Origin of the sequence: Modestobacter versicolor, assembly GCF_041028285.1 — a bacterium.
GTDB lineage: Bacteria > Actinomycetota > Actinomycetes > Mycobacteriales > Geodermatophilaceae > Modestobacter > Modestobacter versicolor_A.
In genome coordinates this window covers 1-25,892 of record NZ_JABGDB010000010.1, presented here as the reverse complement: position 1 = coordinate 25,892, position 25,892 = coordinate 1, and the positions used below count along the sequence as shown (strand labels likewise).

22 protein-coding genes are annotated in these 25,892 nt (G+C 73.4%); 3 read left to right on the top strand and 19 right to left on the bottom strand.

The window, feature by feature from the left end:
• Positions 1 to 31: 31 nt before the first annotated feature.
• The 13 genes from HL054_RS21000 to HL054_RS20940 form a co-directional block, all read right to left on the bottom strand.
• Positions 32 to 877 carry a PspA/IM30 family protein gene (locus HL054_RS21000; protein WP_369141061.1) on the bottom strand — a complete coding sequence of 282 codons (846 nt, stop codon included), beginning with the start codon at positions 875 to 877 and terminating at the stop codon, positions 32 to 34.
• Positions 878 to 1,183: 306 nt separating this feature from the next.
• Positions 1,184 to 2,812: a glucose-6-phosphate isomerase gene (gene pgi, locus HL054_RS20995; RefSeq protein ID WP_369141060.1), complete on the bottom strand. Its 1,629-nt coding sequence runs from the start codon at positions 2,810 to 2,812 to the stop codon at positions 1,184 to 1,186.
• Between the two features lie 147 nt (positions 2,813 to 2,959).
• Positions 2,960 to 4,243 carry an ABC transporter ATP-binding protein gene (locus tag HL054_RS20990; protein WP_369141059.1) on the bottom strand — a complete coding sequence of 428 codons (1,284 nt, stop codon included), beginning with the start codon at positions 4,241 to 4,243 and terminating at the stop codon, positions 2,960 to 2,962.
• 42 nt (positions 4,244 to 4,285) lie between these two features.
• The gene (locus tag HL054_RS20985) at positions 4,286 to 5,119 is read right to left on the bottom strand and encodes a carbohydrate ABC transporter permease (protein WP_369141058.1); all 834 of its coding nucleotides are present in this window, start codon (positions 5,117 to 5,119) and stop codon (positions 4,286 to 4,288) included.
• Positions 5,119 to 6,081 carry a carbohydrate ABC transporter permease gene (locus HL054_RS20980; protein WP_369141057.1) on the bottom strand — a complete coding sequence of 321 codons (963 nt, stop codon included), beginning with the start codon at positions 6,079 to 6,081 and terminating at the stop codon, positions 5,119 to 5,121. The genes HL054_RS20985 and HL054_RS20980 overlap by 1 nt, the downstream gene beginning before the upstream one ends.
• A 73-nt stretch (positions 6,082 to 6,154) precedes the next feature.
• Positions 6,155 to 7,393 (bottom strand): extracellular solute-binding protein, encoded by a 1,239-nt coding sequence (locus tag HL054_RS20975; protein WP_369141056.1) that lies wholly within the window; start codon positions 7,391 to 7,393, stop codon positions 6,155 to 6,157.
• Positions 7,394 to 7,611: 218 nt separating this feature from the next.
• Positions 7,612 to 8,841, bottom strand: a complete 1,230-nt coding sequence (locus HL054_RS20970; RefSeq protein WP_369141055.1) for a DUF4032 domain-containing protein — start codon at positions 8,839 to 8,841, stop codon at positions 7,612 to 7,614.
• Positions 8,842 to 9,058: 217 nt separating this feature from the next.
• Entirely contained in the window at positions 9,059 to 9,847 is a 789-nt protein-coding gene (locus HL054_RS20965) for a TetR/AcrR family transcriptional regulator (RefSeq protein ID WP_369141054.1), read from the bottom strand.
• A 189-nt stretch (positions 9,848 to 10,036) separates the two neighbouring features.
• Complete coding sequence (locus tag HL054_RS20960; protein ID WP_369141053.1) at positions 10,037 to 10,480, bottom strand: helix-turn-helix domain-containing protein; 444 nt, start codon at positions 10,478 to 10,480, stop codon at positions 10,037 to 10,039.
• Between the two features lie 169 nt (positions 10,481 to 10,649).
• Complete coding sequence (locus tag HL054_RS20955; protein ID WP_369141052.1) at positions 10,650 to 11,132, bottom strand: CinA family protein; 483 nt, start codon at positions 11,130 to 11,132, stop codon at positions 10,650 to 10,652.
• Positions 11,133 to 11,155: 23 nt separating this feature from the next.
• Complete coding sequence (pgsA, locus tag HL054_RS20950; RefSeq protein WP_369141051.1) at positions 11,156 to 11,833, bottom strand: CDP-diacylglycerol--glycerol-3-phosphate 3-phosphatidyltransferase; 678 nt, start codon at positions 11,831 to 11,833, stop codon at positions 11,156 to 11,158.
• A 16-nt stretch (positions 11,834 to 11,849) separates the two neighbouring features.
• The gene (gene rimO / locus HL054_RS20945) at positions 11,850 to 13,304 is read right to left on the bottom strand and encodes a 30S ribosomal protein S12 methylthiotransferase RimO (RefSeq protein ID WP_369141050.1); all 1,455 of its coding nucleotides are present in this window, start codon (positions 13,302 to 13,304) and stop codon (positions 11,850 to 11,852) included.
• Positions 13,305 to 13,410: 106 nt separating this feature from the next.
• Positions 13,411 to 15,924, bottom strand: coding sequence for a DNA translocase FtsK (locus HL054_RS20940; RefSeq protein ID WP_369141049.1), 2,514 nt, complete (start codon positions 15,922 to 15,924; stop codon positions 13,411 to 13,413).
• A gap of 113 nt (positions 15,925 to 16,037) precedes the next feature.
• On the opposite strand from HL054_RS20940, the gene HL054_RS20935 reads away from it, so the two are divergent.
• Positions 16,038 to 17,993, top strand: coding sequence for a S9 family peptidase (locus tag HL054_RS20935; protein ID WP_369141048.1), 1,956 nt, complete (start codon positions 16,038 to 16,040; stop codon positions 17,991 to 17,993).
• A gap of 87 nt (positions 17,994 to 18,080) precedes the next feature.
• Here HL054_RS20935 and HL054_RS20930 read toward each other — a convergent pair whose 3' ends face one another.
• The 6 genes from HL054_RS20930 to HL054_RS20905 all read right to left on the bottom strand — a co-directional run bounded on the left by HL054_RS20930 (position 18,081) and on the right by HL054_RS20905 (position 24,241).
• On the bottom strand, positions 18,081 to 19,778 hold the full coding sequence (locus HL054_RS20930) for a ribonuclease J (RefSeq protein WP_369141047.1): 1,698 nt from the start codon (positions 19,776 to 19,778) through the stop codon (positions 18,081 to 18,083).
• Positions 19,775 to 20,671, bottom strand: coding sequence for a 4-hydroxy-tetrahydrodipicolinate synthase (gene dapA / locus HL054_RS20925; RefSeq protein WP_369141046.1), 897 nt, complete (start codon positions 20,669 to 20,671; stop codon positions 19,775 to 19,777). The genes HL054_RS20930 and dapA overlap by 4 nt, the downstream gene beginning before the upstream one ends.
• Positions 20,672 to 20,681: 10 nt before the next feature.
• Positions 20,682 to 21,272, bottom strand: a complete 591-nt coding sequence (locus HL054_RS20920; RefSeq protein WP_369141045.1) for a dihydrofolate reductase — start codon at positions 21,270 to 21,272, stop codon at positions 20,682 to 20,684.
• Between the two features lie 2 nt (positions 21,273 to 21,274).
• A complete protein-coding gene (locus HL054_RS20915; RefSeq protein ID WP_440347960.1) occupies positions 21,275 to 22,123 on the bottom strand; it encodes a thymidylate synthase in 849 nt (282 codons plus the stop codon).
• Between the two features lie 43 nt (positions 22,124 to 22,166).
• Positions 22,167 to 22,919, bottom strand: a complete 753-nt coding sequence (gene thyX / locus HL054_RS20910) for an FAD-dependent thymidylate synthase (RefSeq protein ID WP_369141044.1) — start codon at positions 22,917 to 22,919, stop codon at positions 22,167 to 22,169.
• Positions 22,920 to 23,008: 89 nt separating this feature from the next.
• Positions 23,009 to 24,241 (bottom strand): winged helix-turn-helix domain-containing protein, encoded by a 1,233-nt coding sequence (locus HL054_RS20905; protein ID WP_369141043.1) that lies wholly within the window; start codon positions 24,239 to 24,241, stop codon positions 23,009 to 23,011.
• 65 nt (positions 24,242 to 24,306) lie between these two features.
• Here HL054_RS20905 and HL054_RS20900 point away from each other — a divergent pair, with 65 nt between their 5' ends.
• Together HL054_RS20900 and HL054_RS20895 are read left to right on the top strand one after the other, a co-directional pair.
• The gene (locus tag HL054_RS20900) at positions 24,307 to 24,894 is read left to right on the top strand and encodes a GNAT family N-acetyltransferase (protein WP_369141042.1); all 588 of its coding nucleotides are present in this window, start codon (positions 24,307 to 24,309) and stop codon (positions 24,892 to 24,894) included.
• Positions 24,891 to 25,556, top strand: coding sequence for a DUF2461 domain-containing protein (locus tag HL054_RS20895; protein WP_369141041.1), 666 nt, complete (start codon positions 24,891 to 24,893; stop codon positions 25,554 to 25,556). Before HL054_RS20900 ends, HL054_RS20895 begins: the two co-directional genes overlap by 4 nt.
• Positions 25,557 to 25,892 lie beyond the last annotated feature (336 nt).

The following is a 25,892-nucleotide window of genomic DNA, read 5'->3' as shown; positions in this document are numbered from 1 at the left end:
GCCGGACGTGCGCGTCGCGGGGTGCTGGTTGCTACTGCTCGGGACGCTCGGCGGGCTGGGCCACCGGGGTCTCGGCGCCCAGACCGGTGCCGGCGACCCCGGGGTTGCCCGCCTCGATGGCGCCGGCGGCCTGGGTGCCGCTGATCGCCGGGGTGCCGCCGCCCATGGCTGCGCGGATCTCGGCGAGCCGGGAGGCGCCGGCGACGTCGATGGTCGCCTTCTGCACCTCGAGCATGCGGCCCTCGACGGAGTTCTGGGCGAGCTCCGCCTGCCCCAGCGCGTTGGCGTAGCGGGCCTCGATCTTGTCGCGCACCTCGCCGAGCGACGGGGTGTTGCCCGGCGCCGACAGCTCGTTGACCTGGCGCAGCGACGCGGAGACCTGCTCCTGCATCTTCGCCTGCTCCAGCTGCGACATCAGCTTGGTGCGCTCGGCCAGCGTCGACTGCAGCCGCATCCGGCTGGTCTCCACCGCGCCCTTGGCCTGCTCGGCGGCCTGCAGCGCCTCGTCGTGGCTCCGCTTGAGGTCCTCCACGGCCTGCTCGGCGCTGACCAGCTGGGTGGCGAAGGCGACCGCGGCCTGCTCGTACTCCGACGCCTTCGCCGCGTCACCGGACCCGCGGGTCTGGTCGGCCAGGTTCAGCGCCTGGCGCGCCGAGGCCTGCAGCTTCTCGACCTCGCCGAGCTGGCGGTTGAGCCGCATCTCCAGCTGCCGCTGGTTGCCCAGGACGGCGGCCGCCTGGTTGGCCAGCGCCTGGTGCCGCTGCTGCTCGGACTCGATGGCCTGCTGGATCTGGATCTTCGGGTCGGCGCGCTGGTCGATCTGCGAGTTGGCCGAGGCCGTCAGGTACTTCCACAGCTTCACGAACGGGTTCGGCATGGCTCCTCCAAGTCCGGCGCAGCCACCCCGCCGGGCGGCGAGGGGTGCGACACGGGCGACGCTGTCCCGATCATCGTCCCAGGCGACCGCCCCGGCCAGCCACCGCGCACGCGCGAAGGGTCCGCAATGGCCCTCGGCGTCCGCCGGACGCCGTCCCGCGCACCCGGCGCCGTCCCCCGCACCAGGTGTCTCCCCCCTGCACCAGATGCCGTCCCCCTGCACCAGAGGCTGTCCTCCCGCACCAACGTCGGTGCGGGAGGACGGCCTTTGATCAGGTGACCTGATCGAAGCCCCGGAAGGCAGGGGTCAGGCGGTGCGGCCGCGCAGGCGGCGGTAGTGCTGCACCAGCGCCACGGTCGAGGCGTCCTGGTCCATCTCCGGCGGGGCCTCGCTGGTCAGCGCCGGGCCCAGCTGGCGGGCCATCACCTTGCCCAGCTCCACGCCCCACTGGTCGAAGGAGTCGATCTGCCAGATCGCGCCCTCGGTGAACACGGTGTGCTCGTAGAAGGCGATCAGCTGGCCCAGCGTGCCCGGGGTCAGCTTCGGTGCCAGCACGGTGGTCGAGGGCCGGTTGCCCGGCATCACCTTGTGCGCGACGACGTCGGCCGGCGTCCCGTCGGCCTGCACCTCCTCGGCGGTCCGGCCGAAGGCGAGCACCGCGCTCTGCGCGAAGAGGTTGGCCATCAGCAGGTCGTGCATCTCGCCGATGTCGTGGTTGGGCTCGCCGAACCCGATGAAGTCCGCCGGGACCAGCGACGTGCCCTGGTGCAGCAGCTGGTGGAACGCGTGCTGGCCGTTGGTGCCCGGCTCGCCCCACCAGACCTCGCCGGTCGCCGTCGTCACCGGCTCGCCGTCCCAGCGGACGGACTTGCCGTTGCTCTCCATCGTCAGCTGCTGCAGGTAGGCCGGCAGCCGGGACAGGTACTGGCTGTAGGGCAGCACGGCGTGGGTCTGCGCACCGAAGAAGTTCGTGTACCAGACGTTGAGCAGCCCGTGCAGCAGCGGCAGGTTCTCCGCCAGCGGGGCGGTGCGGAAGTGCTCGTCGACGGTGTGGAAGCCGGCCAGCATCTCGTCGTAGGCGGCCGGCCCGATGGCCACCATCAGCGACAGCCCGACGGCGGAGGTGAAGGAGTAGCGGCCGCCGACCCAGTCCCAGAACCCGAACATGTTGTCGGTGTCGATGCCGAACTCGGCGACCGCGTCGGTGTTGGTGGAGACGGCCACGAAGTGCCGGGCGACGGCGGACTCGTCAGCGCCGGAGGCCAGCAGCCAGTCGCGGGCGACGGTGGCGTTGGTCAGCGTCTCCAGGGTGGTGAAGGTCTTCGAGCAGACGATGAACAGCGTCGTCGCCGGGTCGAGGTCGCGGGTCTTCTCGGCGAAGTCGGTCGGGTCGATGTTGGAGACGAAGCGGGCGGTGAGGCCGCGGTCGCTGTAGTCCTGCAGCGCGGTGTAGGCCATCGCCGGGCCGAGGTCGGAGCCGCCGATGCCGATGTTGACCACCGCGGTGATCCGCTCGCCGGTGTGCCCCCGCCACTCCCCCGACCGCACCCGGTCGGCGAAGTCGCGCATCTTCGCCAGCACCGCGTGCACGTCGGCGGTCACGTCCTGGCCGTCGACGGTGAGCGGCACCGACGCCGGGGCCCGGAGCGCGACGTGCAGGACGGCGCGGTCCTCGGTGGCGTTGATGTGCTCGCCGCGGAACATCGCCTCGATCCGCGCCGGCACCCCGGCCTTCTCGGCCAGCGCGACGAGCAGCCGCAGCGTCTCGTCGGTCACCCGGTGCTTGGACCAGTCGACGTAGAGGTCACCGGCCGTGCCGGCCAGCCGGTGCGCGCGCTCCGGGTCCTCGGCGAACAGCTCGCGCAGCGTGCGCGCGGTGACCTCGCGGTGGTGGTCGACCAGTGCGGCCCACTCGTCGGTCGCGGTGATGTCCATGCTGCCTCCAGGGTCGGGCTCCGCTGTCCACGGGTGGCTCTCACGGGGTCAGGTGCGCAGCACGCGCACAGCACAAACCCCCGGGCATGATCATGCCCGGGGGTCCGGCGGCCGCCGACCCGGGGTGGACGGGCCGGCGGCCGGTGCTCAGGCCGCGCCTGCGGTGTGCGCCCCGCCGGCGCCGCTGCGGCCGGCCGGTCCGCCGGTCGACTCGGCGATCTGCTCCTCACGGTCCTCGGTCGCCATCCGGGTCAGCGCCGCACCCGCCTCGGCGTCGCGGGTGAGGTTCTCCCCCGTCGACGGGTCGAAGACGTGCACCTTGCGGCTGTCCAGCCAGAACTCGGCCTCCCGGCCTTCGCGGATCCGGCTGGTCGAGTCGATGGACACGATGGCCTGGGTGCGCAGCTCCTCGGAGTCCAGCTCGCGGGAGAGCTCCCGCAGCTGGGTGGTGATCTCCGCCGGCGCCTCGTAGGGGATGTAGGCGTACTGCTGGTCGCCGAGCCACTCGGTGACGTCGACCCGGGCGCGGAAGACCGAGCCCAGCGGCAGCTTCGCCTCGTCGACCAGCGATGCGTCCTCGAAGTACTCCGGCCGGATGCCCACCAGCAGGAGGTCGCGGCCGGTGACGGCGGACGCGCGGCGCTCGTCGAGCTCGATCGGCCCGAACGGCGTGGTGAGGCTGCGCCCTTCCAGCCGGGCCGGCAGGAAGTTCATCGGCGGGGAGCCGATGAACCCGGCGACGAACAGGTTGACCGGCTGCTCGTAGAGCTCCCGCGGCGAGGCGACCTGCTGGATCTTGCCCTTGCGGAGCACGCAGACCCGGTCGCCCAGCGTCATCGCCTCCGTCTGGTCGTGGGTGACGTAGACGGTGGTGATGCCGAGCCGGCGCTGCAGCCGGGAGATCTCGGTGCGCATCTGGCCGCGCAGCTTGGCGTCGAGGTTGGACAGCGGCTCGTCGAAGAGGAAGGCCTCGGCCTGCCGCACGATCGCCCGGCCCATCGCGACCCGCTGCCGCTGGCCACCGGAGAGGTTCGCCGGCTTGCGCTCCAGGTGCTCGTGCAGCTCCAGGACGTCGGCGGCCTCGTTCACCCGGCGGCGCACCTCGCCGTCGTCCATCTTGGACAGCCGCAGCGGGAACGCGATGTTCTCGAAGACCGTGAGGTGCGGGTAGAGCGCGTAGTTCTGGAAGACCATCGACAGGTTGCGCTCGCGGGGCGCCTTGTCGTTGACCCGCTTGCCGCCGATGACCATGTCGCCGCTGGTGATGTCCTCCAGCCCGACGATCATCCGCAGCAGCGTCGACTTACCGCAGCCGGAGGGCCCGACCAGGATCATGAACTCGCCGTCGGCGATGTCCAGGCTGACGTCGTTCACCGCCGGGAAGCCGTCGCCGTACTGCTTGACGATGTGCTTCATCTCGATCTCGGCCATCAGTTCTTCCCCCTCGGGAGGTCGGTTCGGGTGCGCACGGGGTCAGCCCTTCACAGCGCCGTTGGTGAGGCCGGCGACGATGCGCCGCTGGAACAGCAGGACCAGGGCGACGACCGGGATCGTCACGATCACCGCGGCTGCGGCGATCGCCCCGGTCGGGTCCTCGAACTGCGAGGCACCGGAGAACAGGCCCAGGGCCGCCGGGACGGGGCGGGCGGCGCTGGTCGAGGTCAGCGAGATGCCGTAGACGAAGTCGTTCCAGGCGATGAAGAACGCGATGATCGCCGTGGTGAAGACACCGGGGGCGGCCAGCGGCACGATCACCTTGCGGAACGCCTGCCACGTCGTCGCGCCGTCGACCTGGGCGGCCTGCTCCATCTCCCAGGGGATCTCCCGGAAGAACGCCGACATGGTCCAGATCGAGATCGGCAGGGTCAGCGACAGGTACGGGATGATCAGCCCGGGCCAGGTGTCGTACAGCCCGATGTTGCGCCACAGGTTGAACAGCGGCGTGACGATCGAGATGACCGGGAAGATCGCCACCCCGAGCGCGGTGCCGAGGATGACCTTCTTGCCGGGGAAGTCCAGCCGGGCGATCGCGTAGGCGGCGAACATCGCCAGCAGGCACGAGATGAACGTCGCGATCAGGCAGATCGCGAACGAGTTGCGCAGCGCCGGCAGGAACAGGTCGCTGGCGTCGCCGGTCAGGATCAGGCCGTAGTTGGCCGTCGAGGGGTCCGACGGCAGGAACTGCCCGTTGGCCAGGTCGCTGGGCGCCTTGAACGACAGCGAGACGATCCAGGCGATCGGCGCCAGGCAGTAGACGACGATCAGGACGCCGGCGACGATCCAGCCGATGCGTTCGTTGCGGGACATCAGCCCTCACCCCTCGCCTGGGCCAGGTCGACCTTGAAGCCCTTGATGAAGCCGAAGGCGATCAGCACGACGGCCAGGAACAGCAGCACCGAGACCGCCGAGCCCAGCCCGATCTCCAGCCGGGAGATGGTCTGCCGGTAGGCCAGGAACGACACCGACTCGGTGTTGTTCGCCCCCGCGGTCATGATGAAGATGCTGTCGAAGACCCGGAAGGCGTCCAGGGTGCGGAACAGCAGGGCCACCATGATCGCGGCCTTCATGTTCGGCAGCGTCACCTTGCGCAGCCGCTGCCACCAGGTGGCGCCGTCGACCTTGGCCGCCTCCTGCAGCACCTCGGGCACCTGGGCCAGGCCGGCCAGCAGGAGCAGCGAGATGAACGGCGTGGTCTTCCAGATCTCGGCCAGGCAGACGACCAGCAGCGAGGTGCCGGTGTCGCCGAACCAGTCGGTGTCGGCCCCGACGCCGGGCAGCCAGGCGAACCAGCTGTTGACGAACCCGGTGTTGATGTCGAAGGCGAACTGCCAGGCGAAGGCCGAGACGACGGTGATGACGGCGTACGGGATGAGGATCGCCGCCCGCAGCACCGGCCGGATCGACGACAGCGCCTTGGCCATCACGAACGCCAGCGCGAAGCCGAGCACCAGCTCGACGGCGACGGTCACCACGGTGATGAAGACCGTCACCAGGATCGAGGTCCACCAGGTCGGGTCGGTGAGGATGACCCCGTAGTTCGACAGCCCGGTGAACGACCGGTTGTCCGGGTCGGTGAGCCGGTAGTCGAACAGCGAGTCGTAGACCGCCTGGAGGATCGGGTAGGCGGTGACCAGCAGCATCACCGCGAGCGCCGGCCCGGCCAGCAGCCAGCCGAGCTTGCGCTCGCTGCGTGCCCGGTCGCTGGTGGTGCCGCGCGGCGCGGAGACCGGGGCGGCCTTCTCCGTCGGTGGGAGCGTCGTGGTGCTCACGCGTCTCCCTCCCCCGCGCTCGCCGGCCGCGATCGCCGTCCTGCCGTGCCGACTGGTCGTCTCGCTCGCTCGCTCACAGCAGCTGCTCCTTCTTGAGCACGGCGGTGATGAAGTCCGTCGCCGACTGGGGCGTCGACTCCGGGTCCACGGAGGTGGTGGGGTGGTACTCGCGCTGCAGGCCGCCGGAGACCTCGCTGTAGTACGGCGTCTGCGGGCGCGGGGCGGCCTGCTCCAGCGACTGCTGGATGACCGGGGCCATCGGGAACTCCTCCAGCACCGCCGGGTCCTCGTACACCGTGGTGTCCGAGGCCGGGTTGCCGTTGCTGACGAAGTAGTAGGCCTGGTTCTCGGTGGAGGTGATGCACTCGCTCGCCTCGTAGGCGAAGTCGACGTTCTCGCTGAAGGCGCCGATGCCGAGGTTGATCCCGCCGTAGGGCGGCGCGCTCTCGTTGCCCTCGTCGACCTGCGGGTAGACCGCCCAGCCGTAGTCGTCGGGCACCGACTGGTCCATCGTCCCGGCCTCGACGGCCGCCAGCGCGCGCGGCCAGAGGAACGGGTAGTTGACGACGAAGCCGCCGTCCTCGCTCTCGAAGCCGGTGGCCGTGGAGTCCTCGTTCGCCGTCGACAGCGCCGGGCCGGTGACCCCGCTGTCGGAGATCTGCCGCATGACCTCGGCGGCCCGGACCCCCTCGGGGCTGTCCAGCCCCAGCACGATCTGCTCGGGGTCGGTGCTGTTCTCGGCGATGATGGAGCCGCCGGCGGACTCGATGAGCGCGTTGAACCAGACCGTCAGCGCCTCGGCCCGGATGCCCTGGACGCCGAGCAGCTTCTCCTGGTCCTGGGCCGCGGTGATCAGCTGGTCCCAGGTGACCGGCTGGGTCATGTCCAGCCCGGCGGCCTCGGCCACCGACGTGCGGTACCAGAGGATCTGGGTGTTGGCCCAGAACGGGACGGCGACCAGCTCGTCGTCCCAGGTGGAGCCCTCGATGGCGCTCTCCACGACGTCCTCGGTGACCCGCTCGGCGACGTCCTCGGGGATCGGCGCCAGGAAGCCGGCCTGGGCGAACTCCGGGATGAACGGCGGGTCGAGGCTCATGATGTCGATCGAGGAGTCGTTCGCCGCGAGCCGGCGGACCAGCTGCTCGCGCTGCGCGGACGCCTCGCGCGGCAGGGTGGCCGTCTCGATGCGGTACCTGCCCTCGGCCGCCTCGGTGCACCGCGAGGCGATCTCCGCCTGGCCCCCCGAGTCGGGGTTGGTGTACCAGGTCAGCGTCGGGGTGCCCCCGTCGCCGCTCCCGCACGCCGCCAGCATCGAGCTGAGGACGGCGACCGCGGCCGCACCGGCCAGCCCTCGCCGCCGCCGCCTCCGCAGTGGTCCGAGTCGTCCGGGACTGCTCGCCTTCGGCACGTCAAACCGCCTCCGCTGCCGAGCGGCGACTTCGACGTCGCCGCGGATCTTGGAGAGTGGCCCAGCCCACATCGGCTGTCAAACCCAGCGTGACCGGCCCTTGACCTGCCCCGAGGCGTCGCTCAGGAGCGGTCGGCGATCACCGACGGCGTGGTCAGTTCGGGGGGCGTGCGGGGCAGTTCGTGCTGGACGTAGGAGCGCGCCGCGGTCCAGGTCCCGACGTCGAAACCGGCCTGCTCGGAGAGGAACCAGCGGTGCTCGAGCACCTCGTGGAAGACCTCTGCGGGCTCCAGCCGACCGGCGAGCTCGGCCGGCACGGTGGCCACGACCGGTTGGTACACCTCGGTGAGCCACCGGCGGCCGGCGACCTCCTCCGGCACCGGCCGGCCCCCGCGCTGCTCCAGGTAGGCCCGGTAGGAGCGCAGGTCGTTGAGCAGCCGCTGGGCCTGGCCCTCCTGCACCTCCAGGCCGGTGAGCCGGAACAGCTCGCGGCGGTGCTGGCCGGGCTCGGCGACGCGGGTCTCCACCCGCAGCCGGGCCCCGTCGGCGGAGGTGACCAGCTCGATCTCGCCGACGTCGAAGCCGAGGTCGTTGATCCGCTGCAGCCGCTCGGCGACCCGCAGCGCCTGCTCGTCCAGACGGATGACCTCCTCGCGGGTCACCTCGTCCCACAGCGCCTCGTACCGGCCGGCGAGGCTGTCGGCGACCTCGATCGGGTCGATCTCCGCGGGCAGCAGCCCGCCGGCCGCGAGGTCCATCAGCTCGGCCCCCACCCGCTCCCGGGCCAGGTCGACGTCGTACTCGCGCAGCCGGGCGGACAGCGACGGGTGCCGTTCGGCGGTCTCGGCGTCGACGAGGTAGGCGGCGAAGGTGCCGGCGTCGGGCCGGAAGAGGGTGTTGGACAGCGAGCAGTCGCCCCAGTAGACGCCGGCCAGGTGCAGCCGGACGAGCAGCTGCACGAGGGTGTCCATCAGCCGGTCCGGCGAGTGCGTCGCCCGCGGCCCGGAGAACACGTAGCGGTAGGACATCGAGTACTCGAGGTACCGGGTGACCAGGATGGCGTCCTGGTCACCGGGGCGGTCGACGCAGATGCCCAGCACCGACACCGCCGGCAGCCCCTCGGACTCGAACTCGCCGAGCAGGGCGTACTCGTGCCGGGCGAGGGACTCGGAGATCTCCTTCAGCGCGTAGACGCGGCCGCCGCACACGGTGAACCGGACGACGTGCCGCGAGATGCCGCGCTGCGGCACCTCGAGCAGCAGCTCGGGGTCCCACTGCTCCAGCGGCTGGTCCCACGGCAGCGACAGCAGCCCGGCGGCCTCGGCGGCCGGGGGTCGGAAGAGGTACCGCATCGCACGCTCCGGAGGTCGGTCCGCCCGGGTCCGTCGGCGCTGACGGCGCGTGACGTCACCTTGTCACGTCACCCGGCCGGACGGGACCGGACACCCGACAGCCGCCCGGTCTACCGAGGTGGGCCGGGCGGCCGTCGACGTCGGCGTCGGTCAGCCGAGGACCGATCATCCTCGGTCCGCTCCTCGGTCGCTGGCGCTCCCTGCGATGCTCCCGGCCTCAGCCGAGGACCTGGCCGGTGACGACGGCGGCCTGCGCGGCGCGCTCCTGCGCGGTGCCCGGCTGCAGCACCAGGCCCAGCAGCCAGCGGCAGACGAGCTCGGCCTCGGGACGGCTGATCCGCAGCGACGAGCCCAGGGTCAGCACGACGTCGCCCCAGCGGTCGCTGTCCAGCGCCATCATCTGCACGAGGACCTCGGGCTCGGTCTCGGCCAGCCGGCGCAGCACCGGGTGCGCGCCGACCTCCTCGGCGAGCGCGGGCACCGCGACGGTCAGCGGCAGCTCGGCGGCCAGCGCGGCCAGCCGGTCCAGCTCGAAGGCGATGAGGGCGTGCGCCACGTCGTCCTTGGTGCGGAAGTGGTTGTACAGCGTGGCCTTGGCGACGCCGGCCGCAGCCGCGACGTGCTGCATGGTGGTCTTCTTCAGCCCGCGCTCGGCGAAGGCGGTGCGCGCGCCGCTGAGCAGGCCGCGGCGGGTGCGGCTCATCGCCGCGCCCGGGCGGGCCAGCGGGCGCCGGGGGTCGCGCGGCGCGGCGGCGGTGGGCCGCGGCGCCGGGACGGCGACGTTCAGCGAGGGCACCGGGGCGGTGACGTGCAGACCCGGGGCGGGCGGCTGGAACGAGCCGGTCGGGACGGGCGTGGTGAGGTGCTGGCCGGCCGCCGCCGCGGCCTCGGCGGCGGCGGCCTCGGCCGCGTCGGCCTCCAGGACGGTGACCCCACCCCGTCCGGCGGTCGGCACCGGCAGCGACGGGTGCGGCGGCAGCGAGGAACGCGATCCGGGGGAAGACATGGACACTTTGTGCCCTCCCGGTCGCACCGGGTCAAGGAGGTGGACACCGAGCACGTCTCGTGTCGCGCCAGCGGGCCCGCCCGCACCAGCGGTCCCACAGGCGGGACGCCCAGGTGACGTGCCGGAACGGCCCCTCCGCAAGGCCCGCGGCGAGCGGAGCGAGTCGTGGGGGGGCGGAGGGGTCCTCGATCAGGCGGCGGCGAGGGACACGGCGCCGCGGGCCGCGGACCGGGCCGGCTGACCGGCGCCCACCAGCGCCAGCGCGGGCTCGGCCACCGGGACCTCGACGGCGGGACCGCTGTCGGCGCTCTCGTCGGCCCCCGCGGCGGCGGGGTCGTCGTCCGGGGTGCCGGGTCGGGCGCCGGCCAGCGCCACGGGGCGCACCGGGTGCCGGCCGGGCTCGGCGAGCCGCATCTCCAGGCTCACCTCGGCCAGCAGGTCGGCGAGCTCGACGTCCAGGGCGTCGCAGATCGACGCCAGCAGCTCGGAGGAGGCCTCCTTCTGGCCGCGCTCGACCTCGGAGAGGTAACCGAGGCTGACCCGGGCCGCGCCCGAGACGTCGCGCAGCGTGCGCCGCTGCCGCAGCCGGTGACCCCGCAGGGTGTTCCCCAGCTGGGTGCGCAGCAGCGTCATGGCCGTCTCCTGTCCACTCTGTCGAGCAGGTCTCGAGAGCTCGGGCGCCGACCGGGCGGGCCGGGGGGCGCCGTGAGCCCACCGTACGCGGCCATGACCCTGGTCACCGATCCGGTGGAGGCACGTCCGCTGATGGCGTAACACCCCGCGGGGCCGCGGAGTTCCCGGCCTACTCCCCCGGCAGGGGGTGCTCGGGGAGCCGGTCCAGCAGCCGCAGCAGCGCCGCGGCCACCGCCCCGGCGCGCACCTGGGCCCGGTCGCCGGGCAGGTCGAGCTCGTGCACGACGGTGACCAGGCCGTCGCTGAGCCCGAGGAAGACCCGTCCGGGCGCGCGGCCGTCGACCGGGTCGGGGCCGGCCACGCCGGTCAGCCCGACGCCCCAGGTGGCCGAGCACCGCCGGCGGATGCCCTCGGCCAGCGCGGCCGCGGTCGGCTCGCTGACCGGGCCGGAGGCGGCCAGCAGGTCCGCGGGCACGTCGGCGAGGGTGGTCTTGAGGTCGGTGGCGTAGACGACGGCACCGCCGCGCAGCGTGGCGCTGGCGCCGGGCACCGCGGCGAGGGTGGCGCAGAACAGCCCCGCGGTCAGCGACTCGGCGGCGGCGACGGTCTCCCCCCGGGCCAGCAGCGCCTCGTGCAGGCGCCGGGCGGTCACCTCGGCAGGTTCGGCGGGCGCGCTCACGCCGCGGTGTCCCGGCGGGTCCCGCCGGGTGCGCTGTCACCGCCGGCGGCGGCGCGGCGGGCCGCGGCGGCCGCCATGGCCCGCGCACTGGTGCGGCGCAGGGTCAGCGCCCGGTAGACGTAGTCGATGCCGGTGACCACGGTCAGCACCAGCGCGGCCGCCATGACCCACCAGCGGGCCGAGGCCAGCACCCCGCTCAGCGGCAGGATGTAGAGCCCGATGGCCAGCGCCTGCAGCACCGTCTTCGCCTTGCCGCCCCGGCTCGCGGCGATCACGCCGTGCCGGATCACCCAGAAGCGCAGGACGGTGACCCCGACCTCGCGGACCAGGATCACCACCGTCACCCACCAGGGCAGCAGCGCCAGGATCGACAGGCCCAGCAGCGCGGTGCCGGTCAGCGCCTTGTCCGCGATCGGGTCGGCGAGCTTGCCGAACTCGGTCACCTGGTTGGTGCGGCGGGCGATCATGCCGTCGTAGCGGTCGGTGATGATCGCGCCGGCGAAGAAGAGCGTGGCCCACCAGCGCCGTCCGTCGTCCATGCCGCCGTCGGAGAGCAGCAGGACGGCGAACAGCGGCACCACGGCGAGCCGGAGGAGGGTGAGCGCGTTCGGCAGGTTCAGCAGGCGGACCGACTGGGGCGGGGTCGCCGCCGGGTCCGCCGCCCCCTCGGGCACGACCGCACCCATCGGCTCAGGCCCCGGCCGGTACGGCGAGCGCGGGGACCAGTGCCCGGGCGAGCAGGTCGACGCCCTCGGTGTCGACGACGGTCGCGGTCACCAGCTGACCGGCGACGGCGCCCGCGGGCACGGCGGTGATCGTGGTCGTGCCGTCGGCGTCGGGGTCCTGGTGCGCGGCGTGCCCGGCCCAGGTGCCCGCGCCCTCGGCCTCGGAGAGGTCCTCGGTGAGCAGCACCTCGACGGTGCTGCCGATGCGCTCCTCGGCCCGCTGGGCGGTGAGCTCCTCGACCAGGTCGGTGATCCGCCGCACCCGGGCGTCGATCTCGTCCTGGCTCAGCTTGCCGGGCAGCCCTAGCGCCTCGGTGCCCTCCTCGTCGGAGTAGCCGAACACGCCCACGGCGTCCAGCCGGCCCTCGACCAGGAAGCGCTCGAGCTCGGCGACGTCCTCCTCGGTCTCACCGGGGAAGCCGAGGATGACGTTGGTGCGGAAGCCGGCGCCCGGCGCCAGGGCGCGGGCCCGCTCGATGATGCCGAGGAAGTCGTCGGTGCCGCCGAAGCGCCGCATCCGGCGGAGCAGGGTCGGCGAGGAGTGCTGGAAGGACAGGTCGAAGTAAGGCGCGATCCCCGGGGTCGCGGCGATGACCTCGAGCAGGCCGGGGCGCAGCTCGGCCGGCTGCAGGTAGGCCACCCGCACCCGGACGACGCCCTCGACCTCGGCCAGTGCGGTGAGCAGCTTTTCCAGCGAGCGCAGGTCGCCGGTGTCCTTGCCGTAGGAGGTGGAGTTCTCGCTGACCAGCACGATCTCGGTGACGCCCTGGGCGGCCAGCCACTGCGCCTCGCCGAGCACCTCGCCCGCGGGGCGGGACACGAAGGCGCCGCGGAAGGCGGGGATGGCGCAGAACGCGCAGCGCCGGTCGCAACCCGAGGCGATCTTCAGCGCCGCCGACGGGCCGGAGGCCAGCCGCTTGCGCTTGAGCCAGTCGTGCCCGGGGATCGCCACGGCGTCGGGGGCCTGCACCGCCGCGGTGCGCTGCACCGGGCTGATCGGCAGCAGCGTTCGCCGGTCCTGCGGGGTGTGCGGCACCAGCGGCCGGCCGGTGAGGACGTCGTCCAGCCGGTCGCCGATCGCGGCGTAGTCGTCGAACCCGAGCACGGTGGCCTCGGGCAGCGCACCGGCCAGCTCGGCGCCGTACCGCTCGGCCATGCAGCCGACGGCGATCACCTCGGCGCCGGAGTCGGTGGCGGCCAGGATCGCGTCGACCGAGTCCTTCTTGGCGCTCTCGATGAACCCGCAGGTGTTGACCAGGATCGCGTCGGCGTCCTCGCCGTCCTCGACGAGCACGTAGCCGTCACCGGCGAGCCGGCCGGCGAGCTCCTCCGAGTCGACCTCGTTGCGGGCGCAGCCGAGGGTCACCACCGACACCCGGCGGGGCGCGGGGACGGGGGGCTGCCCTTCGACACTGGTCACGGGACTGGGCAGAGCTGGCACTGGTCCATCCTAGGCGCCGTCCGGCCGGAGGCACGGCCCCCGTGCAGGGTCCCGTCGCGGGCGTGCGGGCGCCGGGTCCCCGACGTCAGCCCAGCGCTCCTCCGCGCAGCGTGAACATGACCGACTCGAGCTCGTCGGGCTTGATCAGCACGTCGCGCGCCTTGGACCCCTCGGAGGGCCCGACGATGCCGCGGCTCTCCATCAGGTCCATCAGCCGGCCGGCCTTGGCGAAGCCCACCCGCAGCTTGCGCTGCAGCATCGACGTCGACCCGAACTGGCTGGTGACGACGAGCTCGACGGCCTGGACGAGCAGCTCCAGGTCGGCGCCGATGTCCTCGTCGATCTCCTTCTTCTCCCCCGCCGCGGCGGTGAAGACCTCCTCGCGGTACTCGGGCTCGCCCTGCCGCTTGACGAACTCGACGACCGCCTCGATCTCGGCGTCGGAGACGTAGGCGCCCTGGACGCGGATCGGCTTCCCCGCGCCGATCGGCAGGAAGAGCGCGTCGCCCATGCCGATCAGCTTCTCCGCGCCGGGCTGGTCGAGGATGACCCGGCTGTCGGTGAGGCTGGAGGTGGAGAACGCCAGCCGCGACGGCACGTTGGCCTTGATCAGGCCGGTGACGACGTCGACCGAGGGCCGCTGGGTCGCCAGCACCAGGTGGATTCCGGCGGCGCGCGCCTTCTGGGTGATCCGGACGATCGACTCCTCGACGTCCCGCGGCGCGACCATCATCAGGTCGGCGAGCTCGTCGACGATGGTGAGGATGTAGGGGTAGGGCTGGTAGACCCGCTCGCTGCCGGGCGGGGTGGTGATCTCGCCGCGCTCGACCTTGCGGTTGAAGTCGTCGATGTGCCGGACGCCGGTCGACCGCATGTCCTGGTAGCGCTGCTCCATCTCCTCCACCAGCCAGGCCAGCGCGGTGGCGGCCTTCTTGGGGTCGGTGATGATCGGCGTGATCAGGTGCGGGATGCCGTCGTAGGGCGTGAGCTCGACCATCTTCGGGTCGACCAGGATCATCCGCAGCTGGTCCGGGGTGGCGCGCAGCAGCAGCGAGGTCAGCAGCGAGTTGATGCAGCTGGACTTGCCGGCGCCGGTGGCACCGGCCACCAGCAGGTGCGGCATCTTCGCCAGGTTCGCGCAGACGAACCCGCCCTCGATGTCCTTGCCGAGGCCGACCAGCATCGGGTGCGGGTCCTGCTTGGCCACCTGCGAGCGCATGACGTCGCCGAGGCTGACGGTCTCGCGGTCGGTGTTGGGCACCTCGACGCCGACCGCGGACTTGCCCGGGATCGGGGCCAGGATGCGGATGTTGTCGTTGGCGACCGCATAGGCGAGGTTCTTGGTGAGCGCGGTGATCTTCTCGACCTTGACCGCGTTGCCCAGCTCGATCTCGTACCGGGTGACCGTCGGACCGCGGGTGTAGCTGGTGACGGCGGCGTCGATGTTGAACTGCTCGAGCACGCCGGTAATCGCCTCGATGGCGACGTCGTTGGCCTTGGACTTGGCCCGCGGCGGGGTGCCCGGCCGCAGCACGCTGAGCGAGGGGAGCGTGTAGGTGCCTTCGACCGGCTGGATGCGGAGCTGCTCGGGCTCCTCGATCGGCGGCAGGTCCTCCGGCGGGGCGGTGCGGTCGATGATCGGACGGCGCACCGGCACCGGCTCGGGGGCCGGCTCGGCCACCACGGCCAGCGGCGCCTCGTCCATCGCGGCCAGGTCGATGCGGCCGGTGTCAAGGGTGTCCTGCACCTCGGCGACGGCGGACTTCCGGCCCCGGCGGGTCTTCGGCGCGGGCTCCTCGTCCTCCTCGTCGTCGTAGAGCTCGTCGTAGTCGTCGTCCTCGCCGTCGCGACCGAGCTGCCGGTCGGCCCACGCGCGCAGCCGCTCGGGCACCTGGTGCACCGGGGTGGCGGTGACGACCAGGAGGCCGAAGAAGGCCAGCAGCACCAGCAGCAGGACGGCGACGACCGCGCCCACGCCGGCCGTGAGCGGCATGCCGACCGCCCAGCCGAGCACGCCTCCGGCACCGGAGCGGTCGGCCGGGGCGGCGTCCGGACCGGCGACGTGGGCGACCCCGACGACGGCGGCGACGACGCTGACCCAGCCGATCATCAGCCGGCCGCGGGCCTCCGGGTGCGGCGGGTGCCGCAGCAGCCGCAGGGCGACCAGGAGGAGGACGACCGGCAGCGCCATGGTCAGCGACCCGATGAGGAAGCGCACCGCGTCGCTCAGCCCGGCGCCGACCGGGCCGATGCCGTTGGTCCAGGTGGCGGCGCCGAGCACGATGGCCAGCCCGAGGACGGCGAGGCCGACCCCGTCGCGGCGGTGCTCGGGGCCCAGCGGCTCGGCTTCCTCGGGCCGGGCGACCGAGCGGGCGAGCCCGCCGGCGCCGCGGGCGAACAGCCCCCAGGTGCTCGACGCACCGCGCCACAGGCTGCCGGCGAGGGTGCCCTGCTTCTTCTTCGCGGCCGGACGGCGGGCGGCGGTCGAGCCGCTGCGCTTCGCCGGGGGGCGCTTCTTGGCGGTGGCGCCGGTGCGCGGGCGCGGAGAGCCGCCACCGCGCGCCGGCGCCCGGTTCGACGTCGTCGCGCGAGCAGGCATGCGTCAGACGGTAATCCGGTCGGCCGCCCGGGTGGTCCATTCGGGGCCGCGTGTCCGGCCCCGCCTGGAACTGCGCCGTGCCCGCGCCCGCCGGGCTGGCTAGCGTGCGACGGGTGACCGACTCCCCGCAGACCCTCCCCCACGGCAGCTGGCCGACGCCGATCACCTCCGAGCTGGTGGTGCGGGCGGCGGCCCGGCTCGGCGAGGTGGTCGTCGACGGCGCCGGCCCCGACGCCGACGTGTGGTGGGCCGAGGGCCGGCCGAGCGAGGGCGGCCGCACCGCGCTGGTGCGCCGCCGGTCGGACGGGACGACGACGGACCTGCTGCCGCCGCCGTGGAACGCCCGCACCCGGGTGCACGAGTACGGCGGCGGCGCCTGGACCGTCGCCGGGGGCACCGTGTGGTTCACCGACCACGCCGACCAGCGGCTGTACCGGGTGGCCGCGGGCAGCGCCGAGCCGGTGGCGGTCTCACCCGAGCCGGCGGTCCCGGCCGGCGTCCGGTTCGCCGACCTGTCCGCCGACGGCGACGGCGTGCTGGCGGTCCGGGAGACCCACACCGCGTCCGGGTCGTCGGCGGAGGTCGTCTCCGAGGTGGTGCGGGTCGCCGCCGACGGCACGACCGAGGTGCTGGTGAGCGGCCCCGACTTCGTCTCCGACCCCCGGCGCGCGCCCGACGGCGTGACGCTGTGCTGGCTGCAGTGGCAGCACCCGGACATGCCGTGGGACTCCGCACAGCTCGTCGTCCGGGGCTCCGACGGTGCCGAGCACGTGCTGGCCGGCGGGCCGGGCGAGTCGGTGGTCCAGCCGGTGTGGGGCGCGGACCTGTCGCTGTGGTGGCTCTGCGACCGCACCGACGTCTGGTCGCTGTACCGACGCCGTCCGCACGGCGAGGTGGAGCTGGTCTTCGACGCCGGCAGCGACATCGCCGGGCCCCAGTGGGTGTTCGGGCAGAGCCGGTTCGACCTGCTCGACGACGGCCGGGTGGTGCTGGCCTACGGCCGGGACGGCGCCGACCGGCTCGCCGTGCTGGACACCGACAGCACGGCACGCGAGTTCGACCTGCCGTGGTCGGCATTCGGCCAGCTGCGCAGCAATGCGGGCGGGGTCGTGTGCGTGGCCGGCGGGCCGGCGTCCGAGCCCGTCGTCCTGCGGGTCGACCTGGACGGCGCCACGGAGGTGCTGCGCCCGGCGCGCGACCTCGGGCTGGACCCGGCCTGGTTCTCCCGCCCCGAGCACGTCACCTTCCCCACCGCGCCCGGACCCAGCGGCGTCCGCGAGGCGCACGCGCTGGTCTACCCGCCGACCAACCCGCAGGTGGGCGGTCCCGCCGACGAGCGCCCGCCGCTGCTGGTGCTGGTGCACGGCGGACCGACCTCGGCGGCCCGGTCCACGCTGGACCTGGGCATCCAGTACTGGACCTCCCGCGGCTTCGCCGTGGCCGACGTCGACTACCGCGGTTCGACCGGCTACGGGCGGCGCTTCCGTGAGGCGCTGAAGGGTCAGTGGGGCGTCGCCGACCTGGACGACGTGGTCGCCTGCGCCCGCTGGCTGGCCGAGCAGGGCCGCGTCGACCCCGCCCGGCTGGCGATCCGCGGCGGCTCGGCCGGCGGGTACACGACGCTGGCGGCGCTCACCTTCCGGCCGGGGGTCTTCGCCGCCGGGGCCAGCCACTACGGCGTCGCCGACCTCGCCGCGCTGGCCGCCGACACGCACAAGTTCGAGTCCCGGTACCTGGACGGGCTGATCGCGCCGTGGCCGTCGGGCGAGGCCGTCTACGCCGAGCGCTCCCCGATCCACCACACCGACGCGCTCGACACCCCGCTGGCGGTGTTCCAGGGCGACGAGGACCGGGTGGTGCCCATGGAGCAGGCGGAGATGATGGTCGCCGCGCTGCGGGCGAAGGGCGTGCCGCACGCCTACCGGCTGTTCGCCGGCGAGCAGCACGGCTTCCGCAAGGCCGAGAACATCCGCGCGGCGCTGGACGGCGAGCTGTCGTTCTACGCCCAGGTGCTCGGCTTCGACCTGCCACCCGCCGAGGCCATCGAGCCGATCCAGGTCGAGCGTTGATCAGGTGCCCTGATCAACGGCCGTCCTCCCGCACCAACGCTGGTGCGGGAGGACGGCGTTCGATCAGGGCACCTGATCGAAGGCTGCTCAGACCTCGAGGACCGTCGGGATGATCATCGGGCGGCGGCGGTACTTGTCCGACACCCACTTGCCGACCGTCCGGCGGATCACCTGGGAGAGCCGGTGGGCGTCCACCTGCTCGTCCTCCATGGCCCGCTTGAGCTCCTTCTCCACCAGCGCGAGCACCTCGTTGAAGGCGCTCGGGTCGTCGGAGAAGCCGCGGGTCGACAGGTGCACCGGGCGCACGATCGTCCGGGTCGACGGCTCGATGACCACGGTCAGGGCGACGAAGCCCTCGTCGCCGAGGATCCGCCGGGCCTGCAGCGACTCCTCGCCGACGTCGCCGACGTTGAGCCCGTCGACGTAGACGTTGCCGATCGGCACGCTGCCCACGATCGAGGCCTTGCCGTCGACCAGGTCGACGACCACGCCGTCCTCGGCGAGCAGGATGCGGTCGCCGGTCATCCCGGTCTGCTCGGCCAGCGCGGCGTGCGCCCGCAGGTGCCGCCACTCGCCGTGGACCGGCATCAGGTAGCGCGGCTTGGCCACGTTGATCAGGGTGCGCAGCTCGCCGGCCGGCGCGTGCCCGGAGACGTGGACCATCGCCGTCTCCTTGTGGATCACCGTGGCGCCCAGCCGGGCCAGGCCGTTGATGACCTTGTAGACGGCGGTCTCGTTGCCGGGCACCAGAGACGACGCCAGGATGATCGTGTCGCCGGCCTCGATGGTGACCTGGTGGTGGTCACCACGGGCCATCCGGCCCAGCGCCGACAGCGGCTCGCCCTGCGAGCCGGTGCTGATCAGCACCACCTGCTCCGGCGGCATCGCGGTCGCCTCGTCGAGCTTCACCATCAGCCCGGGGGCCACGCGCAGCAGCCCGAGGTCCTGGGCGACGCCCATGTTCCGCACCATCGAGCGGCCGACCAGGGCGACCTTGCGCTTGTGCTTGACCGCGCAGTCGAGCACCTGCTGGATCCGGTGCACGTGGCTGGCGAAGCTGGAGACGATCAGTCGCTGCCCGGCCCGCTCGAAGACGGAGTCCAGCACCGGGCCGATGTTGCGCTCGGAGGTGACGAAGCCGGGCACCTCGGCGTTGGTGGAGTCGCTGAGCAGCAGGTCGATGCCCTCGACGCCGAGCCGGGCGAAGGCGCCCAGGTCAGTGAGGACGCCGTCCAGCGGCAGCTGGTCCATCTTGAAGTCGCCGGTGTGGACCAGCGTCCCGGCCGGGGTGTGCACGGCGACGGCCAGCGCGTCCGGGATCGAGTGGTTGACGCTGATGAACTCGCAGTGGAACGGCCCGGCCAGGTGGTCGTCGCCGGCGGCGACCTCCACCAGCACCGGGTCGATGCGGTGCTCCCGCAGCTTGGCCTTGACCAGCGCCAGGGTGAAGCGGGAGCCGACGAGCGGGATGTCCTTACGCAGCCGCAGCAGGTACGGGATCGCGCCGATGTGGTCCTCGTGCCCGTGGGTGAGGACGACGGCGGTGATCTCGTGCAGCCGGTGCTCGATGACCCCGAAGTCGGGCAGGATCAGGTCGACGCCGGGCTGCTCGGCCTCGGGGAAGAGCACGCCGCAGTCGATGACCATCAGCTGGCCGTCGAACTCCAGGACGGCCATGTTGCGGCCGATCTCCCCGAGCCCGCCGAGGGCCATCACGCGCAGCGCGCCCTTGGGCAGCGGCGGGGGCGCCTTGAGGTCGAGGTGCGGCTGCAGGGTGGCGGTCACAGGGTGACGCCTCCGGCGGACAGGTCCATGCGCAGTTGCTCCAGCTGTTCGGGGGTGGCGTCGACGAGCGGCGGGCGGACCGGGCCGGCAGGCAGCCCCAGTTCCCTCAGCGCCGCCTTGATCATGATCGTGCCCTGGGTGCGGAACACCCCGGTGTAGACGGGCAGCAGGGTCTCGTTCACCGCGCGTGCCTTGACCAGGTCGCCGGACTCGACGGCGGCCACGAGCTCGGCGAGCCGAGGGCCGACGAGGTGGCCGACGACACTGACCACGCCGACGGCGCCGAGCGCCAGCAGCGGCAGGTTCAGCATGTCCTCGCCGGAGTAGTACGCCAGGTCGGTGCGGGCCATGGTCCAGGCCACCGCGCCGAGGTCGGCCTTGGCGTCCTTGACCGCGACGATGTTGGGGTGCTCCGCGGCCCGCACCAGCGTCTCGACCTCGATCGGGACGACGGAGCGCGGCGGGATGTCGTAGAGCATCACCGGCAGGTCGGTGGAGTCGGCGACGGCGGTGAAGTGCCGCAGCAGCCCGGCCTGCGGGGGCTTGTTGTAGTACGGGGTGACCACCATCAGCCCGTGCACGCCGAGCCGGGCGGCGCTCTGCGCCTTCTCGATCGAGTGCGCGGTGTCGTTGGTGCCGACACCGGCCACCACGGTGGCCCGGTCCCCCACCGCGTCGAGGACCGCCTCCAGCACGGCGTGCTGCTCGCCGTCGCTGATGGTCGGCGACTCCCCCGTCGTGCCGAAGACGACGAGCCCGTCGTGCGCCTGGCGGTCGACGAGGTGCGAGGCGAGCTGCTGGGCGCCGGCCAGGTCGATCGTGCCGTCCTGGGCGAGCGGGGTGACCATGGCCGTGAGCACGCGCCCGAACGGCCGCGCGGGGTCGGTGGTCATGGGCAGGAATCTACCGGCCCGCGCCGACACTGCCGCCGCACCGCCCGGCGCCGTCCCGGTCCGCCAGCTGGGCGGCCAGGATCCCGGGCACCGGACCGCCGTCCGTGCCGCCGCGACGCCACTGCGTCACCCGGAACCGGAGCCCGCCCGCCGACTCGGCCCAGCCCTCCTCGGGCACCCGGACGCCGCGCAGCCAGGCCCCGTCCAGCTCCGGCGCCCAGGTGTCACCGGCCACCCGGGTGTCGACCTCGGTGACGACGACCTCGTCGGCGTGCGGCAGGAACGCCGCGTACACGCCGCCCCCGCCGATCACCCACACGTCGCCGTCCAGGGCCAGCACGTCGGCCACCGAGCGGGCGACCTGCACGCCGGCGACGGCGGGGTCGAGGGTGGAGCTGAGCACCACGTTGCGCCGGCCGGGCAGCGGCCGGTACCGCGGCGGCAGCGACTCCCACGTCCGCCGTCCCATCACCACCGTGCCGCCGGTGGTCAGCGCGCGGAACAGCCGCAGGTCCTCGGGCAGGTGCCAGGGCAGCGTGCCGTCGGCGCCGATGACGCCGTCGGCGGCCTGCGCCCAGACCATCCGGAGGGTGCCGCGCACGGTCAGACCGCCACCGCGCCGCGGATCGCCGGGTGGTGCCGGTAGTCGACCAGGTGCAGGTCCTCGTAGGTCTGCTCGAACAGCGAGGGCGCCGGGTCGACGGTCAGCCGCGGGAAGGGCAGCACCTCGCGGGAGAGCTGCTCGCGCACCTGCGGCAGGTGGTTGGTGTAAAGGTGGCAGTCGCCGCCCACCCAGACGAAGTCCCCCGGCTCGAGGCCGACCTGCTGGGCCACCAGCTGGGTGAGCAGGGCGTAGCTGGCGATGTTGAACGGCACGCCGAGGAAGAGGTCGGCGCTGCGCTGGTAGAGCTGGCAGGAGAGCTTGCCGTCGTTGACGTAGAACTGGAACAGCGCGTGGCACGGGGCCAGCGCCATCTCCGGCAGGGCGGCGACGTTCCAGGCCGAGACCACCATCCGGCGGGAGTCGGGGTCGGTCCGCAGCGTCTCGAGCACCTGGCTGATCTGGTCGACCGTGCCGCCGTCGGCGGTGGGCCACGACCGCCACTGGACGCCGTAGACCGGGCCGAGGCTGCCGTCCTCGGCGGCCCACTCGTCCCAGATCGAGACGCCGTGCTCGTGCAGCCAGTCGACGTTGCCCTCGCCGCGCAGGAACCACAGCAGCTCGTAGGCCACCGACTTGAAGTGCACCTTCTTGGTGGTCACCAGCGGGAATGCGGTCGACAGGTCGTAGCGCAGCCGCTCGCCGAACAGGCTCAGCGTGCCGGTGCCGGTGCGGTCGGCCTTGGGGCTGCCGGTCTCCAGGACCCGGCGCAGCAGGTCCTCGTACTGGGTGTCGATCGGCGGCACGGCGTCCTCCCGGACGGCGTGTTCCTGGACGGCGACCTCGGCCATGTCGACTCCTCGTCGCGGTAGCGGGGTGGGTGGGGGTGGGCGGTCAGCCCTCGGCGACCAGCGGGCTGGCGGCGACGGTGGTGCCGTCGGCGAGCCGGCTGGTCCGGAAGTCGTCGAACACGTGCGGGGCGACCTGCTGCAGCTCGAGCAGGCAGGCGACCGCGAGCTCGCGGATCTCGACGTCGGCGTGCTCGCTGGCGCGCATGGCCACGAAGTGCCGCCAGGCGCGGTAGTTGCCGGTGACGACGATGCGCGTCTCGATCGCGTTGGGCAGCACCGACCGGGCGGCCTGCCGGGCCTGCTTGCGGCGCAGCGTGGCGTTGGGGACGTCGGCGAAGCGCTGCTCCAGCCCCTGCAGGAGGTCCTCGTAGGCGGCGAGCGCGGCGTCGGTGGCGGCCAGGAACCGCCGGTGCAGCTCCGGGTCCTCGGCGATGACGGCCGGCTCGACGACGGCGGCGTCGGTCTCGGGGACGTAGCGCTGGGAGAGCTGGCTGTAGGAGAAGTGCCGGTGCCGGATCAGCTCGTGGGTGAGCGAGCGGGAGATCCCGGACAGGTACATCGTCACGGTGCCGTGCTCGAGGACCGAGAGGTGGCCGACCTCGCGGATGTGCCGGAGGTAGTCCTCGTTGGTCGCGGTCGCCGGGTTGGGCTTGTCCCAGGACTGGTAGCAGGCCCGGCCGGCGAACTCGGCGAGCGCCTGGCCGCCCTCGGCGTCGGTCTCCCACGGGACGTCGGCCGGCGGGGAGAACTGTGTCTGCGCGACGACCTGCACCTTCAGCGGGGCGATGGCGGGCACGGGGTGGAGCCTACGTCGGCGGCCCCCGCCGGCCGACCGTCCGGGCGCATCCGGCACCACGGGGCGCACCCGTCCCACCCGGCCGGCAGTCAGCCGACGGCGGACGTCGACCGGGCCGCCACCGCGACGGCCAGGTCCGGCGCCAGGTCGCCGGCGCCGGTCACCGACACCTGGTCCAGCGCCATCCAGTCGGCCATCAGCCGGAGCTCGGCGGCGAGGGCGTCGGCGACCTCCCCGACGTCCACCCCGGGCTCGGCGTGGGCCGCCTGGGCCCGCAGGACGCCGGCCTGCCGGTCGGCCTTGAGGTCGACCCGGCCGACCAGCCGGTCGCCGAGCAGGAACGGCAGCACGTAGTAGCCGTGCACCCGCTTGGCCGCCGGCGTGTAGATCTCGATGCGGTAGCGAAAGCCGAAGATGCGCTCGACCCGGGGGCGCTCCCACACGAGCGAGTCGAACGGGGTGAGCAGCGCGCGGGCCCGGACCCACCGGGGACGCCGGGCCTGCGGGTCCAGCCACGCCGGCCGGTCCCAGCCGTCCACCTGGACCGGCTGCAGCTCGCCGCCCTCCACCAGCTCCGCGATCGCCGTCCGGGCGTCGGCGGGGGGCAGCCGGAAGTAGTCGCGCAGGTCGGTCTCGGTGGCGACCCCCAGCGCCCGGGCGGCGGTGCGCACCAGCTCCCGGACGGCGTCGGGCCGCTCCGGGGTGGGCGCGTGCACCACCGCGGGCGGCAGCACCCGCTCGGTGAGGTCGTAGACCCGCTCGAACCCGGCGGTCCGGGCCCGGGCGGTGAGCGCACCGGTGAAGAACAGCCACTCCAGGGCCACCTTGCCGGCGTGCCAGTTCCACATCGACCCCGGCCGGTCCGGGCGCGCCTCGAGCAGCTGGCTGGCCCGCAGGGGGCCGCCCTCGCGGACGCGGTCGAGCACCTCGCTCACGTACCCGGGCCGCTCTCGCTGCAGCCGGACCATGTTGCCCCAGGCGTGCTGCTCGGCCGCGGCCATCCGCCAGCGCAGGTGCGGGTGCAGCCGGACGGGCAGGAAGGACGCCTCGTGCGCCCAGTACTCGAACAGCTCGTGCCGGCGTCCGGACAGCGCGTCGAGCGCCTCGCGGGGGTAGGGGCCCAGGCGGCTGAAGTACGGCACGTAGTGCGACCGGGACAGCACGTTGACCGAGTCGATCTGCACGACGCCGAGCCGGTCGGCGGTGCGGCGGAGCTGGCGGGTGCCCACCTCGCCGGTGGGCCGCGGTTCGGCGAAGCCCTGCGCGCCCAGGGCGATGCGCCGGGCCAGGCCGGCGGGCAGCCGTTCGACGGGCGTGGTCACGGCACCGATCCTGCCGTGGGGGTACGACGGTCCGCGCTCCGGCCGGCGCCACCTACGCTGCCCCGGTGACCTCCCCCCGCCCCGGACTGCCCGGCCGCGCGGAGGTGTCGGTGCGGCCGGCCCGACCGGACGACGCCGAGGCGATCGCCGACGTGCAGCTGGTGACGTGGCAGACCGCGTACCGGGCCCTGCTGCCGGCCGCCGTGCTGGACGACTGGGACGCCCCGGCTGCGGTCGACGCGTGGCGCACCGCGGTGACCAGCCCGCCGACGCCGGGTCACGGCGTGCTCGTCGCCCTGGACGGGGGCGTGGTCGCCGGCTTCGCCGCCTACGGGCCGGCCGAGCTGGCCGCCGGCGAGGAGCCGCTGCCGGAGGGGCCGACGTCGGAGCTGGCCACGCTGCTGGTGGAACCGCGCTGGGGACGGCGGGGGCACGGCAGCCGGCTGCTGGCCGCCGTGGTCGACCTCGCCGTCGCTGCGCGCGTCGTCCGGTTGCAGATGTGGCTCCCCGAGGAGGACACGGTGTCCGCGCGCTTCCTGGAGGGGTCCGGCTGGGCGCCCGACGGCTGGGTGCGTGCGCTGGACACCGGCGGCCCGCCGCTGCGGCAGCTCCGCTGGCAGACGCTGATCGACGGGGACCGAGGAGTGCAGTGACGTTCGCCGGCTTCCCCGACGAGGGCCTGGTCTTCTACGAGGGGCTCGAGGCGGACAACAGCAAGACGTACTGGGCCGAGCACCGGGCGCTCTACGAGGCGCACGTCCGCGGCCCCGTGCAGGCGCTCGCCGACGAGCTCGCGCCGGAGTTCGGCACCCCGAAGCTGTTCCGGCCCTACCGCGACGTGCGCTTCTCCCACGACAAGACGCCGTACAAGACCCACCAGGGAGCGGTGCTCCACCTCGACGGGCGCGGGCTGGGGTCGGTGTACGTCCAGGTGTCGGCGGACGGGCTGCGGGTGTCCGGTGGCTGCTGGCGGCTGCAGCCCGACCAGGTGGAACGCTACCGCCGCGCCGTGGACGACGACCTCCAGGGACCGCGGCTGGCCGCCGAGGTGGACGGGCTGCGCCGGCGCGGGTGGTCCATCGACGGCGACCGGCTGGTGCGGACGCCCCGCGGCTACGCCGCCGACCACCCGCGGCTGTCCCTGCTGCAGCACAAGGTGCTGCACGCGTCGCAGCAGTGGGAGCCGGCCGACTGGCTGCAGACGCGCACCGCACTGGAACGGGTGCGGGATGCCTGGCGTCAGGTGACGAAGCTGAACCAGTGGCTGGCCGACAACGTCGGGGCGACCACCGCCCCGCCCGACCGGCGCCGCTGAGCGGTCCCCGACCAACGTCGCGGGCGACAGCGCAGCACGGCGCGTGGAAAGACGCGCGAAACCACGCGCGGGAAGACGCGCGAAACCGCGCGCGGGAAGACGCGCGTGGGAAGACGCGCGAAACCGCGCGCGTGGGAAGACGCGCGAAACCACGCGTGGGAAGACGCGCGAAACCGCGTGCGTGGGAAGGCGCGCGAAAGCGCGGCGGGATTGTCCCGGGAATGCAGAAACGGGGTCACAGCGAATGCTGTGACCCCGTTCCTGGGAGTTATGTCCGGCGGCGTCCTACTCTCCCACCCGGTCCCCCGGGCAGTACCATCGGCGCTGAAAGGCTTA